This window comes from Sphingomonas sp., assembly GCF_036387535.1.
Taxonomy (GTDB): Bacteria; Pseudomonadota; Alphaproteobacteria; order Sphingomonadales; family Sphingomonadaceae; genus Sphingomonas_R.
In genome coordinates, this window is the sequence record NZ_DASVTO010000145.1 from 1 (window position 1) to 16,548 (window position 16,548).

The 16,548-nt window shown below is 66.7% G+C and carries 15 protein-coding genes; 9 read left to right on the top strand and 6 right to left on the bottom strand.

Annotation, left to right across the window (positions count from 1 at the left end; all coding sequences use genetic code 11):
* The first annotated feature begins 367 nt into the window (after positions 1 to 367).
* On the top strand, positions 368 to 1,432 hold the full coding sequence (locus tag VF649_RS13210) for a PEPxxWA-CTERM sorting domain-containing protein (protein ID WP_331012423.1): 1,065 nt from the start codon (positions 368 to 370) through the stop codon (positions 1,430 to 1,432).
* A gap of 85 nt (positions 1,433 to 1,517) precedes the next feature.
* Positions 1,518 to 3,386, top strand: a complete 1,869-nt coding sequence (locus VF649_RS13215; protein WP_331012424.1) for a peptidase M61 — start codon at positions 1,518 to 1,520, stop codon at positions 3,384 to 3,386.
* An 82-nt stretch (positions 3,387 to 3,468) separates the two neighbouring features.
* Here VF649_RS13215 and VF649_RS13220 read toward each other — a convergent pair whose 3' ends face one another.
* The 3 genes from VF649_RS13220 to VF649_RS13230 all read right to left on the bottom strand — a co-directional run bounded on the left by VF649_RS13220 (position 3,469) and on the right by VF649_RS13230 (position 7,142).
* Entirely contained in the window at positions 3,469 to 5,112 is a 1,644-nt protein-coding gene (locus VF649_RS13220) for an alpha-L-fucosidase (protein ID WP_331012425.1), read from the bottom strand.
* A gap of 49 nt (positions 5,113 to 5,161) precedes the next feature.
* Entirely contained in the window at positions 5,162 to 5,944 is a 783-nt protein-coding gene (locus tag VF649_RS13225) for an IclR family transcriptional regulator (protein WP_331012426.1), read from the bottom strand.
* Positions 5,945 to 6,131: 187 nt separating this feature from the next.
* Positions 6,132 to 7,142 (bottom strand): zinc-binding alcohol dehydrogenase family protein, encoded by a 1,011-nt coding sequence (locus VF649_RS13230; protein WP_331012427.1) that lies wholly within the window; start codon positions 7,140 to 7,142, stop codon positions 6,132 to 6,134.
* 103 nt (positions 7,143 to 7,245) lie between these two features.
* Here VF649_RS13230 and VF649_RS13235 point away from each other — a divergent pair, with 103 nt between their 5' ends.
* From VF649_RS13235 to VF649_RS13250, 4 genes are read left to right on the top strand one after another with little or no spacing between them, the layout of a single operon-like run.
* Positions 7,246 to 8,082: an amidohydrolase family protein gene (locus tag VF649_RS13235; protein WP_331012428.1), complete on the top strand. Its 837-nt coding sequence runs from the start codon at positions 7,246 to 7,248 to the stop codon at positions 8,080 to 8,082.
* The gene (locus VF649_RS13240) at positions 8,079 to 9,212 is read left to right on the top strand and encodes a mannitol dehydrogenase family protein (RefSeq protein WP_331012429.1); all 1,134 of its coding nucleotides are present in this window, start codon (positions 8,079 to 8,081) and stop codon (positions 9,210 to 9,212) included. The genes VF649_RS13235 and VF649_RS13240 overlap by 4 nt, the downstream gene beginning before the upstream one ends.
* A gap of 37 nt (positions 9,213 to 9,249) precedes the next feature.
* The gene (locus VF649_RS13245) at positions 9,250 to 9,669 is read left to right on the top strand and encodes an L-rhamnose mutarotase (RefSeq protein WP_331012430.1); all 420 of its coding nucleotides are present in this window, start codon (positions 9,250 to 9,252) and stop codon (positions 9,667 to 9,669) included.
* Positions 9,670 to 9,709: 40 nt separating this feature from the next.
* The gene (locus VF649_RS13250; protein WP_331012431.1) at positions 9,710 to 11,071 is read left to right on the top strand and encodes a glycoside hydrolase family 27 protein; all 1,362 of its coding nucleotides are present in this window, start codon (positions 9,710 to 9,712) and stop codon (positions 11,069 to 11,071) included.
* Here VF649_RS13250 and VF649_RS13255 read toward each other — a convergent pair.
* A complete protein-coding gene (locus VF649_RS13255) occupies positions 11,056 to 12,369 on the bottom strand; it encodes an MFS transporter (protein ID WP_331012432.1) in 1,314 nt (437 codons plus the stop codon). The genes VF649_RS13250 and VF649_RS13255 overlap by 16 nt on opposite strands.
* Positions 12,370 to 12,482: 113 nt before the next feature.
* A complete protein-coding gene (locus VF649_RS13260) occupies positions 12,483 to 12,713 on the bottom strand; it encodes a hypothetical protein (protein ID WP_331012433.1) in 231 nt (76 codons plus the stop codon).
* 287 nt (positions 12,714 to 13,000) lie between these two features.
* On the opposite strand from VF649_RS13260, the gene VF649_RS13265 reads away from it, so the two are divergent.
* Complete coding sequence (locus VF649_RS13265) at positions 13,001 to 14,764, top strand: PAS domain S-box protein (protein WP_331012434.1); 1,764 nt, start codon at positions 13,001 to 13,003, stop codon at positions 14,762 to 14,764.
* On the opposite strand, the gene VF649_RS13270 is transcribed toward VF649_RS13265, so the two are convergent.
* Entirely contained in the window at positions 14,765 to 15,355 is a 591-nt protein-coding gene (locus VF649_RS13270) for a TetR/AcrR family transcriptional regulator (protein WP_331012435.1), read from the bottom strand.
* 94 nt (positions 15,356 to 15,449) lie between these two features.
* Here VF649_RS13270 and VF649_RS13275 point away from each other — a divergent pair, with 94 nt between their 5' ends.
* Complete coding sequence (locus tag VF649_RS13275; protein WP_331012436.1) at positions 15,450 to 15,947, top strand: (2Fe-2S)-binding protein; 498 nt, start codon at positions 15,450 to 15,452, stop codon at positions 15,945 to 15,947.
* On the top strand, positions 15,944 to 16,548 hold a 605-nt coding region (locus tag VF649_RS13280), incomplete at its 3' end, for an FAD binding domain-containing protein (RefSeq protein WP_331012437.1). The genes VF649_RS13275 and VF649_RS13280, both read left to right, overlap by 4 nt.

The window sequence follows — 16,548 nt, forward strand, 5'->3', positions numbered from 1 at the left end:
GGCCTTGTCAGATGCTTGGACGAGCCGGCTCTTACAGCTTGTTCCAGTTCAAGCGTGAGAAAACCGCATCAAATTAGCCCCAAAACGACACAGGTAGCAAACAGGCGTTGCGAACAGATCGTTAATTTTGCATGAACAAACCGTAATGTTCCGGGGGATGCACATGAAACGATCTTGGTTCGCCATAGCCGGCGCGGCGATTCTGCTCGCTACAGGCGCCGATGCGGCGGTTACCGTCAGCGGTAGTGGGTCGAACGCCGGAAGCTATTCATTTGAAGGCATTTCCTCGACGGGTTTTGTCACATCTTCGGATGACAGCTTCGACAGAAGCTTCGCCGGTAGCTCGGCCTTTGCAGCGACGGGTATGTTGTCGACATCCGTCGGAGCTGCGGGGTCTGCCACCGCCTATGCCGATGCGCTGTGGACGGACACGCTCAATTTTCGCGTCACCAACGGCACCGCGCAATCGGTGACGCCCGTCTTTCTGTATTTCGACGGGGTGAGCGGAGCCAGCGGCTCTTCAAACGCGCCAGGCCAATATTCCAACAGTACCTCCGTCCTGCTGTCCTCGGTCAACGGTATCGCGACGACAGCGTCGATCCTGCAGCAAGGCACCGGCAATTTCGGTGATAACGACAGCTATTCGGATGAGTCGGACGGTTGGATCACGATCCAATATGTCGGCCGCTACGCCGCTCTGTACGGTTTCAACATCTATGGTGCCGAACAGGATTTCTCGTTCCGGACCATGTTGACCTCCTCGGCAGAAAGTTATGAATTCTTCGGGATTTATATACAGGCTGATGCCTATGCGACCTTGCGGTTCGTACTGCCCGAGAATGTTGCGATGACGTCGCAGGGAGGCGCGTTCCCGACCTTGGCCGTCAGCAGCCAGGATGTGGATGCACCGATGTTGCCCGGCAGCGTCAATGCCGACGGCGGGTTCCAGTTTGATTTCGTGGCGGTGGAAGGGGAGACACTGTTCTTCGATCCCGAGGTCGCGGTAGGCTACGACTATGTCGTCGGAAGTGGCGCACCCAACATCGCGACAGCGCTGTTCCCGACCTTGCTGGGCGACGCGGACGGATATGAGATCTATGCGATGTCTGACATGACCACGCCGTTGTTCACCGGCGTGATGGGTGGGCAGACCGTCGATTTCGCCACGGTCGGCTATGCTGCTGGCATTGCGGGCTTCGCGTTGCGCGGGATCGACGTGGCGGCGGGGCTGGACCCGGCGGATACCGCCGCATTCGTGACCGGGCTGAGCTTCGTCAGTTCCGGGATCGGGTCACTCACCCAGACGCCGGTCACTATCCTGACCGGCCCGGCGGCCGTCCCGGAGCCAGCGACCTGGGCGATGATGATCCTGGGCCTCGGGTGGGTGGGCGCCGGGTTCCGTCGGCGGAAGGCGATGCCCGCATCAGCCTGACTCCGTAGTCGGGGCGTCGGTTCTCGCGTCGCGCATTGTCCCAGGTTAGCGACAGGAGGCTGTGTTTTCGGCACGGCCTTCGCCCATGATCGATCCGCCCCAGCCCAGCCCGCAGCCCGCGCCGATCCCGGAGCCCGAAGATCGCGCCTATTGCGGTGTCCTGCGCCTGTCGGTCGACGCGACCGACGTGACACGGCGCATCTATCAGGCGCGCGAGGTGATTCCGGTGCCGGGACCCGGGCCGATGATGCTGCTCTACCCGAAATGGTTGCCCGGTTTCCATGCGCCGCAGGCACCCATTGAGCTGTTCGCAGGGTTGACGATCACCGGCGGCGGGCGGGACATAGCGTGGACGCGGCATCCGGTCACGGTCAACGCATTCCATGTCGACGTTCCCGACGGCGTGGACGAGATCGTGGCGGCGTTCCAGTTCCTGTCGCCCACCGATCCTTCGCAGGGCCGGGTGATCGCCACGCCGGAGATGTTGGCGCTGCAGTGGAACACGGTGGTGCTGTATCCGGCCGGCCATTTCGTACGTCAGATCATGGTGGCAGCGGACCTGACCCTGCCGCCGGGATGGGAGATGGCCTGTGCGCTGGAACGGCAGCGGCAGGAGGGCGACACGCGCTGGTTCGAACCGGCGCCGCTGGACGTGCTGGTGGACTCGCCCGTATTCGCGGGGCGCCATTTTCGCCGGATCCCGCTGGACGATGGCGGTCAGGTCCGGCTGAACCTGATCACCGACCGGGCCGAACTGCTGGACGCCACGCCCGAACAGATCGCGCCGCACCGCGCGGTGGTCACGCAGTGCGACCGCCTGTTCGGGGCGCGCCATTTCGATCATTACGACATGCTGCTGGCGCTGAGCGACGAGATGACCGGCATCGGCATCGAGCATCACCGATCATTCGATGCGGTGAGCATCCCCGACTATTTCACGGAGTGGGACGCGACCTTTGCCCGGCGCGATACCGTGCCACACGAATATGTGCACAGTTGGAACGGGAAGCATCGCAAGGGCGCGGATTCCTGGTCGCCCTGTTTCGAACTGCCGATCCGCAACAGCCTGATGTGGGTATATGAGGGGCAGACCCAATATTGGAGCCGGGTGCTGTGCGCCCGGTCCGGGCTGTGGACGCTGGAGCAGGCGCTGGACGCGCTGGCGCAGACCGCCGCCACGTTCGATGCGCGCCCGGGGAGCCGGTGGCGGCCGATGATCGACACCACGCGCGACCCGATCATCGCCGCGCGCAGCCCCTTGCCATGGACCAGCTGGCAACGGAGCGAGGATTATTATTCGGAAGGCGCGCTGATCTGGCTGGACGTCGATACGCGGCTGCGGATGCTGTCGGGCGACACCCGCTCGCTCGACGATTTCGCGCGCGGCTTTTTCGGGCGGAACGGCGGGGAGTGGCGCAAGACCGACACCTATGTGTTCGAGGACGTCATGCGCGCGCTGGACGCGGTGGCGCCGTTCGACTGGACGGGATTCTTCACCGAGCAGCTTGAGGGCAAGCGGCGGGGGACGCAATTGGACGGGATCACGCGCGGGGGGTACCGGCTGGTCTACCGCGACGTGCCCAGCGCGTTCTCGGTCAGTTCCGACCATGTGTTCGGGACCACGACGCTGAGTTTTTCGATCGGTGTCACCCTGGATTCGGACGGGGCGCTGAAGGATGTGCTGTGGGATGGGCCGGCGTTCGACGCGGGGCTGACGGTCGGATCGACGCTGCTGGCGGTCAATGGCGCGGCGTATAGCGCGGATGTGTTGAAACAGGCGATCGCCGCCGGCGCGTCGGGCATGCCGATCGACCTGTTGATCAGGACCGGCAAGCATGTCCGGCCGGTCACCATCGCGTATGACGGAGGCCTGCGCTATCCGCATCTGGAGCGGGTGGCGGGCGCGGATCCGCGGCTGGACGCGATCTATGCCCCCCTGCCGGGCGGGGCGTGAGCGCGAGGGCAGGAGCTAAACGCGAGCTTGGTGGGGCCGGTCCCGCCGCAGCGATCCCGGCCCCGGGCAGGGTGACAGACGATCAGGCGGTGAGGCCGGTGCCGCGGATGACCAGCGCGACGCCGATCGGATCGCGGCGACCCGCGGGCAGCGTCACCTCCAGCGTATCGGCGGTGCGGGTGAAGCGCAGCGGGCCGGCGTCGCCCGCCAATGTGACGCGTTCGACCGTGCCGCGGCCGGTGGGCGTGGCGGTGCCCAGCCGCGTCAGGCGGACGACCCCGTCGTCGGGCCAGCCGAGCACATAGGCATGGACCGCGCCATCGGCCTGCGCATAGCGGATGTCGCGCGCGCCGAACGGAGATTTCGGCCCGGCCTCCGCGAACATGCCGGTCTTGATCTGGGTCGGCCCTTCGCCATACGCCCGCCAGGGGCGGGTACCGTAGATCGCGCTGCCGTTCCGCTCCATCCAGGCGGCGACCGCCTCCACGATGCGTTCTTCCTTCTCGTCGATGGTGCCGTCGCCGCGGACCGGAACGCTGAGCAGCAGGTTGCCGTTCTTCGAAACCACGTCGCACAGCGTGTGCACGATCGTCTGCGCGCTCTTGTACCCGTCGCGATTGTACAGATCGCGATCATAATGCCATTTGCCGATGCACGTATCGGTTTGCCAGACGGTGGGCGAGATGTCGGGCTTTGCGCCGCGTTCGACATCCTCGATCAGCCCGGCCCGGTGTTCGGCGGGCAGTTCCTTGGCGTTCAGCACCGCTTCCAGCCGGCCGCCGTTGCGGATCATGTTGCTGTTGTAATAATAGGCGGCCATATCGAGCCCGGCCTGTTCCAGTGGCAGGCCGAAATTGTCGAAGTAGATGAGATCCGGCTGATATTTGTCGATCAGTTCGCGGCAGCGCAGCGACCAGTTGCGGACGAAGCCGGGATTGTTGACCGGCGCGGTCTCGGTCCATTTCCGATCGTTCGCCTCGTGCCACCGATTGGCTTCGGCAATGCTGGTGATTCCGTCCGGCATGACCATCGACCGGCCGGTATAGAGCATCTGCGGATCGAGGCCCTTCCACCATTTGCCCTTGCCGTCGGCCTTGGTCAGCCGGAACGCATCGTAGCGGACGCCCTGCTTCGCGCCTTCGGGGTCATAGCCATAAGCGGGTTGATACCAGTGCCAGGCGTGCGCGCTGTGGTTCGACACGCCGAAGCGCAGGCCGCGTTCCCGCGCGAGTTTCGCCCAGGTGCCGATAATGTCGCGTTTCGGGCCGACGCGCACCGAGTTCCACCGATGATAGGTGGAGTCATAGGTATCGAAATTGTCGTGGTGATTGGCGAGCGCCACGAAATATTTCGCGCCCGCGCGCTTGTAGAGATCCAGCAGGCGGGCGGGATCCCAATGTTCCGCCTTCCAGCGGTTTTCCATTTCCATGAAGCCGACGTCGCTGGGATGCCCGTAATGTTCCAGATGATGTTTGTAGGCGCGGGTGCCCTGGATATACATGTCGCGTGCATACCAGTCTCCCGCTTCGGGCACGCATTGTGCCGACCAGTGCGCCCAGATGCCGAACTTCGCATCGCGGAACCATTCCGGCGGCGTGTACTGGGATGTGAGCGAGCCCCAGTCGGCCGCGAACGGACCGCGCGCTTTCTGCGTGATGCCGGCGGTGGGCATGGCTCCGGCGACGGCGGCCGCGCTGGCCATCATGGTGCGTCGTGTCAGTTGCATCCGTCTGCTCCCTGGTTTTTCCCGAAGGCGCGGCGGTTGCGACGCAGCTTCAGGACATGTGATGGCCAAGTGTGGCCGAGATGGCGGTGGTGCTGTCGCGCAGCCGTTCGCGGGCGGCGTCGATCTTCACCTTCTGCGATCCGTCGATGAGTTCGAGGAAGGGTATGGTGAGCGCCCCCGCCAGTTCGCCGTCGAAGCCGAACACCGGAAAGCTGATGTCCGTGACGCCGTAGGTGATCGGGCTTTTCCGGCTGTCGAACCCCTGGTCCCGCACCTTTTTCAGGCGGCGCATCAGCGGTGGCCGATCGACCGGGCGATCGTCCAGCGCCGCCGCGAGGTCCAGCATGCGTTCGGTATTCTGCGCGGACGAGAAGGCGAGGATGACCTGGCCCGAACAACTGACGATCAGGTCGATCGAGGCGCCGAGTTTCAGGGAGAAGCCGCGCGTGCCGGGATTTTCCTCGCGCGCGATCACGAGGCCATGGCCGCCGTTCGGCACGACGAGGTGGCAGGATTGACCGATGTCGCGTGCCAGCTGCTGCATTTCCGGCATCGCGGCGCGGGCGAGATTCTGGGCCGGTGTCGCGCGGTAGGCGAGGTCGAGGATCTTGTAGGCGACGGTGTAGCGGTCGGTCTTGGCCGATTTCTGAAGATAGCCATGTTTTTCCATGACGATCACGATCCGGAACAGTTCGCCGACCGAACGGCCGAGCCGGGCCGCCATCTCGCTGACCAGCGCGCCGTCGGGATGATCGGCCAGCAATTCGATGATCTCGAACGCCTTTTCCAGCGCGGGTGCGGCGTAGGTCCCCTTTGGACCGATTCGATTCATGGCGTCCGTGATCCCCCGGTTGGTCCGGCGCGACCGTTAGCGCGATCGGCGGCGTTTCCGCCAGCGGATGGTGGAAGATCATCGGTGAGCGACGTGCATGGGGATCGCGGGCGCCGCCATGCCCGATCCGTCTGCCACCGGCGTCCTGCTGCATGGTCCCATCGGCTGTCGGTCCTGTCGGTAAGGGTCAGAAGCGGGCGATCGCCTTCAGCACGCGATCGGCGCCGGCGATCAGTTCGGGAATGCGCGTCGGCAGGTCCGCCGCGTCGCACGCGTGGGTCTGCAGCGCATCGGTCGGGATCAGGCCCTGCTTGATGGCGGCAATGACCCGGTCGAAATCGGTCGACAGTGCGTTGCGGCTGGCAAGAAGCGTGGTTTCGCGCTTGTGAAATTCGGGATCGGCGAAGACCAGATCCTCCTTCACCACGCTGATCAGCACATAGGTGCCGCCATGCGCGACATAGGCCAGGCCGCCGCGCATCGCATGGATGTTGCCGGTGGCGTCGAACACGCAATCGAACATCTCACCGCCGGTGCGGTCCGACAGGGTGGAGGTGGTGTCGGGCGTCACCAGGGCGGTATCGCGCAGGTCGAGACGGTCGCGGGCGTAGTCCAGCCGCGACTGGCGCGTGTCGATCATCGTGACGAGGGCACCGTCCAGGCGGGCGAAGAGCGCAGCGGCGACGCCGATCGGACCGGCGCCCACCACCAGCACGCGCGCCTTTGGCAACAGCCGGGCGCGGGCGACGGCATGCGCGCCGATCGCAAGGAATTCCACCATCGCCGCCTGGTCCAGCGTCAGCCCGGTCGCATCGACCAGCGCGCGTTCGGGCACCGCGATCACATCGCACATGCCGCCATCGATATGCACGCCGAGCACGCGCACGCGGACACAGCAATTGGGCTTGCCCTTGCGACAGGCGATGCAGGTGCCGCAGGCGAGATAGGGATTGATCGTGACGGCCTGACCGACGGTGAATGCCGATCCATCCGGCGCGAGCGCGATTTCCCCGGCCAGTTCGTGACCCATGACGCGCGGATATTCCAGATAGGGCTGGTTGCCCGCATAGATGTGATAGTCGGTACCGCACAGACCAACCCGGCGGATCCGGACCAGAGCCTCACCCGGGCCGGCCGTGGGTTCGGGGCGGGCAATCACCGCAAGATCGAACGGCTTGTTGCAGATCACGGCCTTCACCGGCGCATCCTTCCCGCTTGCATCGCACGGATCGTATTTCTATCGTCGCATATATGAAATCGTGTTTGCGGTGATGCAACAGGAAATCTGGTGAAGGACGAGCATGCGGATCGATGCGCATCACCATCTGTGGCGGTATTCCGCCGACGCCTTTGGCTGGATCGCACCAGGCAGTGCGATCGCGCGCGATTTCACTGCTGTGGACCTGGCCCGGGAACTGGCGGCCGCCGGGCTGGACGGTGCGATCGCCATTCAGGCGCGGCAGGTGGCGGAGGAGACCGCATTTCTGCTGGACTGCGCCGATGCGGTGCCGGCGATCCTGGCCGTGGTCGGCTGGACCGACCTGCGCGCGCCCGACATCGCGCAGCGGCTGGCGGACGAGGCCGCGCCCGGGCTGGTCGGATATCGGCATGTGGTGCAGGACGAGCCGGACCCCGATTTCCTGCTGGATCCGGCATTTGTGCGCGGCGTGCGTGCGGTGGCGGCGCGTGGCCTGAGCTATGACATGCTGGTGAACCAGGCGCAGCTGCGGACCGTGCCGGCTTTTCTGGACCGGGTAGGCGCCGGGCGGTTCGTGCTGGATCATGCGGCCAAGCCCGATATTGCAGGCGGTGCATGGCAGCCATGGGCCGATGCGATCGCGGCGATTGCCGGTTATCCGCACGTCGACTGCAAGATTTCCGGCCTGGTGACGGAGGCGGATCCGGCGGGCTGGACCCCCGCCGACATCGAACGCTATCTGGCGCATGTGCTGGAGCAGTTCGGGCCGGATCGACTGATCTGGGGATCGGACTGGCCCGTGTGCCTGCTGGCGGCGCGGTACGGCCAGGTCGTCGATCTGGTCGCCGATTTCGTGGCGCGGCATGTGCCCGCGGCGGCGGCGGCGATCTTCGGCGGCAATGCCGCCCGTGCCTATGCGCTGGAAGGATATGTGCGATGATCCTGCAATTCGGGACCAGCCGGTTCCTGCAAGCGCATGTCGACCTGTTCGCGCAGGAGGCAGCGGATGCCGGGCAGACGGTGCCGCCGATCCTGATCGTGCAGACCACCGGCGACGCCGCCCGCGCGGCGCGGCTGCGCGGCTTTGCCGATCCCGCCGGATTTCCGGTGATCCTGCGCGGGATCGCGGCGGGGGAGACGGTGGACCGGACGGTGCAGGTGCGCAGCGTGGTGAACGGCCTGAGCATCGCCGCGGACCGGGATGCGGTGACCGCCGCGTTCGTGGAGACGGTGACCCATGTCGTGTCGAACACCGGCGACACCGGCTATGCCATTGCCGATGACGACCGGGCGATCACGATCCTGACCGGCGGCGCGTCGCGCAGCTTTCCGGCGATGCTGCTCGCGCTGCTGCATCATCGGTGGCGGGCGGGCCGGCCAGGCGTGACGATCCTGCCGTGCGAGCTGGTGCAGCGCAACGGCGCGATGCTGCGCGCGCTGTTGACCGGGCTGGCGACGGACATCGGCGCGGAGGCGGGGTTCATCCTGTGGCTGGAACGGGATTGCGTGTGGACGAACACACTGGTCGACCGGATCGTGAGTACGCCGATCGAACCGGCGGGGGCGATCGCCGAGCCCTATGCGCTGTGGGCGATCGAGCGGCAGCCCGGCCTGACCCTGCCTTTCACGCATCCCGCGATCGTGCTGGCCGACGATCTGGAACCGCATGAGCGATTGAAGCTGCATATCCTGAACCTGGGGCATAGCTGGCTGGCGGAACGCTGGCATGCGGCGGGGGCCGACCCCGACATGACGGTGCGGGCGATGCTGGCGGATGCGGAGACGCTGGCGGCGCTGCGGCGGCTCTATGCCGAGGAGGTGGTGCCGGGTTTCGCGGCGCACGGTCTGGAGCAGGAGGCGCGCGCCTATGTCGACGGGACGCTGGACCGCTTCGCCAATCCGTTCCTGGATCACCGCGTGGCCGACATTTACGGCAATCACGCCGCCAAGATCGATACCCGCGTCGGCGGCTTCGTGCGGTGGGTGGCGGGGGCGGATGTGCCGGTGCCGGTGCCGATGCTGCGCGCGCTGGCGCGGGCCTATCCCGCGGCGGCGGGGCATCCGGCATGACCCGCGTGCGGAAACCGGGCGATCAGAAGGTCGTGCCATGGCCCTTGAGAGCGTGGACGGGAGCATGGATGTGAGCGAGCCGACCACCCGTCACTGTTTCGTGCTGGACCTGCACGACGATCCCGAACTGATCGCGGGATATGAGCGATGGCATCGGCCGGGCGGGCCGCCGGTGGCGATCACGCGATCGATCCGCCAGGCCGGGATCGCGGCGTTGGAAATCTGGCGCGCGGGGCCGCGGCTGTTCATGATCCTGGAGGCGGGGCCGGATTATGACGCCGCGCGCAAGGCCGAACAGGACGCGACCGATCCCGATGTGATCGCGTGGGAGCAGCTGATGTGGCAATTTCAGCGGCCGGTGGCCTGGGCCGCGCCGGGCGAGAAGTGGGCGGCGGCGGCGCGGATCTATGCGCTGGCCGAACAGCCCGATCCGCCGGTGGCCGCACCGTCGGCTTGACAGCGGCCGGACCCGATCCCTTGGCTTATGGAGGACCCGAATGCGACGCGTCGTGACGATCGATCGCCGTACCCTGATCGCGACCGCCGCCGCCGCCGGATGTGCCGTGGCGGGATCCGGCGCGGGCGCGAAACCGGCGACGCAAGGCGCCGGTGCGATGCTGGCCCCGACGCCGCCGATGGGGTGGAACAGCTGGAACAGCTTCGCCACCACGATCACCGAAGCGCAGGCGATCGAAACCGCGCGGATCATGGCGGCCAAGCTGCTGCCCTATGGCTATGATATCTTCACGGTGGATATCCAGTGGTACGAGCCGCAGGCGCGCAGTTACGCGTATAACCAGAACCCTGACCCGGTGATGGACGGTCATGGCCGTTTGCTGCCGGCGCCGAACCGCTTTCCGTCGAGCGCGGGCGGCAGGGGCTTCGCGCCGCTGGCGGCGCAGGTGCATGCGATGGGGATGAAGTTCGGCATCCACCTGATGCGCGGCATCCCGCGCAAGGCAGTCGAGCGCAACCTGCCGGTGTTGGGCACCAGGCTGCACGCGCGGGACATTGCCGACACCGCCAGCCTGTGCCCGTGGAATCCGGACATGTACGGCGTCGATATGACGAAGCCGGGTGCGCAGGCCTATTATGACAGCGTGTTCGCCCTGTATGCCGGTTGGGGCGTCGATTTCGTCAAGATGGACGATATGAGCCGGCCCTATGATGCGCATGCCGCAGAGATCGAAGCGGCGCATGCGGCGATCGCGGCGAGCGGCCGGCCGATCATGCTGAGCCTGTCGCCCGGCGAGACACCGGTGGTCCGCGGCGATCATGTCCGCAAATACGCACAGATGTGGCGGATCAGCGATGATTTCTGGGACGAATGGCCGATGCTGGAGGCGCAGTTCGTCCGGCTGGAAAACTGGACCCCGCACCGCGGGCCGGGGGGCTGGCCGGATGCCGACATGCTGCCGCTGGGTCGGCTGGCGCTGGGGCAGCGTGACACCCGTTTCACGCCGGACGAACAGCGGACGTTGATGTCGCTATGGGCGATCGCGCAATCGCCGCTGATCATGGGCGGCGACCTGCGCCACCTGGATCCGGCGACGCTGGCGCTGTTGACCAACAGCGAGGTGATCGCGGTCAATCAGGCGAGCCACGATGCCCGCCCGCATTTCGTGGCGGACAAGACGCATGTCTGGTCATCGAAGGCGGCAAAGGGCGGGCGGTATGTCGGGTTGTTCAACGTCGACAAGACGGCACGACCAGTGAGCATCCCGTTGCGGCAGCTGGGGCTGGGCAACGGCGCGCGGGTCCGCGACCTGTGGGCGCAGCGCGACATCGGGCCGGTAACCGGCGCGTTGACGCAGACCCTGCCGGCCCACGGCGCCGGGCTATATCATCTGACCGGCTGATCGCGGGCGGGCTGGCGCACGAACAGCAGCGCGGTGGCCGCGAGAAGCGAACCCGATGCCATCACCACGGCGACGACCTGCAGCCCGAAATCCAGGTTGAACAGATAGCCGGCGAGGACCGGCCCGAGCGCGGCGCCGCCCCGTCCCACGCCGACGACGAAACCCGTGCCGCTGCCCCGCACCGCGGTGGGGAAAGCCTGGGCGATCAGCGCGTACAGCGCCACCACGCCGGCATTGGTGCAGAAACCGGTCAGCGCACCGACGAGGGCGAGATGGCCGAGATCGTCCTGGCCACGACCGAACAGGATGACCGCGAAAACCGACAGCAGCATCACCGTGATCGCCAGCGTGCGACCCGCGATCCGCCAGCTGAGCAGGCTGAGCAGCAGCGCGCCCGCAAGCCCGCCGACATTGGCCCAGACCAGCACCTGGCCCGCGGTGGCCGGGGCATGGCCCATGTCCACCACGATCTTCGGGATCCATTTGAGGATGAAGTAGAATGTCATGATATGGGCGAAATAGGCGATGGTCAGCAGGATTGTCGTCCTTGCCAGACGGGGCGCGAACAACAGGCGGAAATTGGGGCGCGGCGGATGTCCGTCGGATGAGGGAAGCCGGGCAATCGCGCCATGGCGAAGCCGTCCCAGCACCGCGTTCACCCGGTCCAGTCCGTACGTCGCGCGGTTTTGCAGCAGGAAGCCGACCGACTCCGGCAGCAGGAACCAGGCGACCGGCAGGAACAGCGCGGTGGCGCCGGCGCCGAACAGGAAGACATCGCGCCAGCCTCCGGACGCCAGCAACAGCGACGCGATCGACCCGCCCACGATCGCCCCGGCGGGATAGCCGGCGGCCATGATCGCCACGGCCAGGTTCCGGGACCGATCATTGGCGAATTCCGCGACGATCGCGCTGGTGCAGACCAGCATGCCACCGATGCCGAAGCCGGTGAACAGCCGCCACAGCGACAGCGCCCAGACCGTGTTGGCGGTGGTGGCAAGCGCCATGCCGGTCGTCATGACGAGCAGGCAGCCGAGTGTCGTGGGACGCCGCCCGGCCCGGTCCGCAAGGCCCCCGATCAGCACGGAGCCCGCCGCCATGCCGATCAGCTCCACCGACAGCACCACCCCCAGCGCGGCACGGTCTATGCCCCATTCGGCGGCGATCCCGGGTGAAGCGAAGCTGATCGCCAGCACGTCGAACCCGTCGAGCGCATTCAACACGACGCAGAGCGCGATCACCAGATACTGCATCCGCCGCATCGGCGCGTCCGCCAGGATCCGGCGTGGGTCTTCGGTCATGCAGCCTCCGTCAGGCGTCGCGAGCCGCGCCGTCACCGGGCGTAGCGTCGCACCCGCGCGAAAGGCAAGACGAGGCAGGTATTCGGCCTGTCGGTGGGGCGGACGGGCCGCGATCAATCGGCGGTGATGATGGGATGCCGGGCGCGCAGCCGATCCGCAAGGTTTTCGATGGCGTCCACCATGTCTGCACTTCCGGCCGGGTGGATCGACCAGTTGCAATGCGGATGGGTGGCGATGCTGTGACACCGGATGTCCCCGATCGCACGGCGCCAGTGGCGCGGCAGCCCGCCCACCTCCCGCAGCAGGGTGGTGACGAACAGCGTGTGGAGATCGGACGCCGTCATGACACGCATGCAGGCGCAGGCGCAGGCGCAGGCGGGGGCTGGGCGGCAGGATCCATGTTCATCGCCACAGTCTTCGCCCTGCTCCGCTCCATAACATGAAGCGATATAGAAGGCCGGCCGGGCCATTCCAGTGGGCGGGCGGCGCCGCCCGGTGCCGCCGGTGCGGTGCCGCGGCCACACTGGACGCGGGCCATGGCAGCAGGAGGCCACCACCGCCGAATACCGATTGTGTTTGCGTTCGATCTGGTATCTGTGCGGCTGGGGATCAGGGGAACAAAGGGGGGACCATGAGGCGATCGCATCCGACCCTGTTCTTCGATCGGACGCTGAGCTGGGCCTTGCAGCAGTCGACGTCGCAGGTCGTTCGCTATCTGATCGCCGCGCTGGCGATCCTGGCGATGGCGGCGATCCGGGCGGCCTGGGTGACCACGCTGTTGCCCTGGTTGCTGTTCGTGCCCGTGATCCTGGTGATCGCGCTGTTGATCGGGCCTGGACCGGGCAATTTCGCGACGGTGCTGGCGGCGGCGCTGGCCGGACATTCCATCGCTCCCAGACACGCGCCGATGTGGCTGACGGGGCAGCAATGGGCGGCGACCGCGCTGTTCCTGGCGGTGGCGTTCGGGATCGTCGCGCTCTCGGCCGAAATGCGCGCGGCCTATCGCCGCATGAAGCAACTGGTGGCGACGCGCGATGCGGCCCTTGAGACGCTTGCCGTGCGCGAAAGCTTTCTGTCGAGCGTCCTGGCGAGTTCCACCGACTGTATCAAGGTACTGGACCTAGAGGGTCGGTTCATCTTCGTCACCGACCATGGACTGAAGGTGCTGGAAGTCGACGATCTCAGCGAGGTCGCGGGCCGGCGTTGGGCGGATTTCTGGACCGGCGACGGACGCGCCGCAACGATGGCCGCGGTGGAGGCGGCGCGCGCCGGGCATGCCACCAGCTTCATCGGCCGTATGACGACGGGGAAGGGCATGGCCCGGTGGTGGGACGTGGCGGTCAGCCCGATCCTGGCGCCGGACGGTACGCCCGACCGGATCCTGGCCGTGTCGCGGGATATCACCGCGTCGCGCAAGACCGAGGAGGATCATGCGCGGCTGGCGCGGATGGTGGAGACCAGTTCGGACTTCATCGGCATGTTCCGGCTGGATGGCAGCATGTTCTTCCTGAACAATGGCGCGCACACGCTGGCCGGATTGAAGCGGGATGACCTGCACCGTACGTCGATCTTCGATCTTTTCCCCGACGACGAGGCCGAGATCGTCCGCCGGGTGGTGTTACCGGTGGTCGACCGGACCGGTTTGTGGTCGGGCGAGCGCGTGATCCGCCATTCCAGCACGGGCGAGCTGATCCCGGTGCTGTACACGGTGTTCCCGGTGAAGGATCATGACGGATCGATGATCGGGTACGGCACCGTCACGCGCGATTTCCGCGAGCGCAAGCGTGCCGAGCAGCAGTTGCAGATGCTGAACCATGAATTGAGCCACCGGTTGAAGAACAGCCTGGCGGTGGTGCAGGCGATCGTCAGCCATTCGCTGCGCACCGTGGCGACGCCGGAAGAGGCGCGCGAGGCGATCGGCGAGCGGCTGGCGATGCTGGCGCGCGCGCACGACCTGTTGACGCAGACCAACTGGACCGGCGCCGCGTTGCGCGCGATCGTCGAAGGGGCGGTGGCGGCGACCGGGGTGGAGGACGCGCGGTTCCGGATCGCGGGACCGGACCTGACCCTGAATGCGCGCGCGGCGCTGGCGCTGGCGATGGCGCTGCATGAATTGTCGACGAACGCGATCAAATATGGCGCGCTGTCGAACGAGCATGGCCGGGTCGAGATCACCTGGTCGCTGAGCGGCGACGACGGCGACGCCATCCTGCAATTCCAGTGGCAGGAAGTGGACGGCCCGAATGTGAACCCGCCGACGCGTAGCGGCTTCGGATCGCGACTGATCGGCCGGATGCTGGCGTCCGACCTGGGCGGCGAAGGTATCGCGCGGTATGATCCATCGGGGCTGTCCTGGACGCTGGCGGCGCACCGTGCGGTGATCGAGGACGGCTGATCAGGGTGCGCCGGTCCGGCGGACCTCCAGCCCGTCGACCAGCGTGTCGATCAGCCGCGTGACGCTGGCCTGCCAACCCGGCTGATCGCGCAGCATGCACATGCCGACGACCGCGAGCAGCAGTTCCGTGCCATCGATATCGGAGCGGACCCGCCCGGCGGCGACAGCCCGCGCGAGCAGGCGGTCGAGCGCCTGCGTCACCGCGCCGGTAGACCGCGCCGAGATTGCCGACGTGGTATCCGCGGCAAGCGCGAACGCGGCGATCATGCCTTTCTTGGTCGCGACGACGTCGATCATCGCATGGAGCCAGTCGCGGAGCGCGGCAACGGGATCGCGCGCGGCGGAGGCATCGGCGCCGAGTGTCACAAGCTGTTCGATATCGCGGCGGTAGACGGCTTCGTACAAGGCTTCGCGCGTCGGGAAATGCCGATAGAGCGTGCCGATCCCCAACCCGGCTTCGCGGACGACGGCATCCAGGCTGGCACCGGGACCGGTGCGCGCGAACACCAGCTTGGCCGCGGCCAACAGGCGTTCGCGGTTGCGCGCGGCATCGGATCGCGGCTTGCGTTCGGGAGGTTTCGGTGTTTCCATCGTACCGGGATCGTGGTCCATTGTGAAACGGAGGAACCCTCCGTATAAGCTATTCCGACAGCGTCACCAGCCCAGCATCGATCGGAGCCCCGGCATGACATTCGCGATCAGCCTGACGATCAACCGAACGCAGCACGATATCGTGCTGGACGATCCCAGAGTCACCCTGCTCGACCTGTTGCGCGAGCGGCTGTACCTGACGGGTACCAAGAAGGGGTGCGATCGCGGGCAATGCGGCGCCTGCACCATCCTGGTCGACGGGCGCAGGATCAATTCCTGCCTGGCGCTGGCGGTGAGCCATGACGGGGCGGACCTGTTGACGATCGAGGGCGTGGCGGAGGGCGACACGCTGCATCCGGTGCAGCGCGCGTTCATCGCGCATGACGGGTTCCAGTGCGGATTCTGTACCCCCGGCCAGATCATGAGTGCGATCGGGCTGATCCGGGAGGCGCAGGCCGGCGACGACCCCGAACGGATCCGCGAGAATATGAGCGGAAACCTGTGCCGCTGCGGCGCCTATCTCGGCATCACCGAGGCAGTCTGCGCCGCACAGCGCGAGATGGCCGCGGCCGATGCGGGAGAGCCCGCATGAACCGGTTCGATTATGTCCGCCCGGCCACGCTGGCCGATGCGGTGGCGGCTGCCGGAGCGGACGGGGCGGCCTATCTGGGCGCGGGAACCAACCTGCTCGACCTGATGAAGGGGGGCGTGGTGGCGCCGGCGCGACTGGTGGATGTCACCCGGCTGCCGGACCTGAACCGGATCGAGACGCTGGCCAATGGCGATGTGCGGATCGGTGCGCTGGTGCGCAATGCCGACCTGGCGTTCGATCCCGGCTTCGCCGCCAGCTTCCCGGCGGTGGCCGAGGCCCTGTTGTCCGGCGCGTCGCCGCAGTTGCGCAACGCCGCGACCGTGGGCGGCAATGTGCTGCAGCGGACCCGGTGCCCCTATTTCTACGACACGGCCAGCGCGTGCAACAAGCGGGTGCCGGAATCCGGGTGTGACGCGCGCGGCGGCGAGAACCGCCTGCACGCCGTGCTGGGCTGGAGCGCGGCGTGCATCGCCACGCACCCGTCGGATTTCTGCGTTCCGCTGGCCGCGCTGGATGCGGTGGTGGAGATTGCGGGTGCATCGGGCATGCGGGAGGTGCCGATCGTCGATCTGCACCGCCTGCCCGACGACCGGCCGTGGGA

Excerpts from the sequence above, each read along its gene's own strand:
- VF649_RS13215 (WP_331012424.1), top strand. The coding sequence starts at position 1,518 with ATGATCGATCCGCCCCAGCCCAGCCCGCAGCCCGCGCCGATCCCGGAG.
- VF649_RS13220 (WP_331012425.1), bottom strand. The coding sequence starts at position 5,112 with ATGCAACTGACACGACGCACCATGATGGCCAGCGCGGCCGCCGTCGCC.
- VF649_RS13225 (WP_331012426.1), bottom strand. The coding sequence starts at position 5,944 with ATGAATCGAATCGGTCCAAAGGGGACCTACGCCGCACCCGCGCTGGAA.
- VF649_RS13235 (WP_331012428.1), top strand. The coding sequence starts at position 7,246 with ATGCGGATCGATGCGCATCACCATCTGTGGCGGTATTCCGCCGACGCC.
- VF649_RS13240 (WP_331012429.1), top strand. The coding sequence starts at position 8,079 with ATGATCCTGCAATTCGGGACCAGCCGGTTCCTGCAAGCGCATGTCGAC.
- VF649_RS13245 (WP_331012430.1), top strand. The coding sequence starts at position 9,250 with ATGGCCCTTGAGAGCGTGGACGGGAGCATGGATGTGAGCGAGCCGACC.
- VF649_RS13250 (WP_331012431.1), top strand. The coding sequence starts at position 9,710 with ATGCGACGCGTCGTGACGATCGATCGCCGTACCCTGATCGCGACCGCC.
- VF649_RS13255 (WP_331012432.1), bottom strand. The coding sequence starts at position 12,369 with ATGACCGAAGACCCACGCCGGATCCTGGCGGACGCGCCGATGCGGCGG.
- VF649_RS13260 (WP_331012433.1), bottom strand. The coding sequence starts at position 12,713 with ATGACGGCGTCCGATCTCCACACGCTGTTCGTCACCACCCTGCTGCGG.
- VF649_RS13265 (WP_331012434.1), top strand. The coding sequence starts at position 13,001 with ATGAGGCGATCGCATCCGACCCTGTTCTTCGATCGGACGCTGAGCTGG.
- VF649_RS13270 (WP_331012435.1), bottom strand. The coding sequence starts at position 15,355 with ATGGAAACACCGAAACCTCCCGAACGCAAGCCGCGATCCGATGCCGCG.
- VF649_RS13275 (WP_331012436.1), top strand. The coding sequence starts at position 15,450 with ATGACATTCGCGATCAGCCTGACGATCAACCGAACGCAGCACGATATC.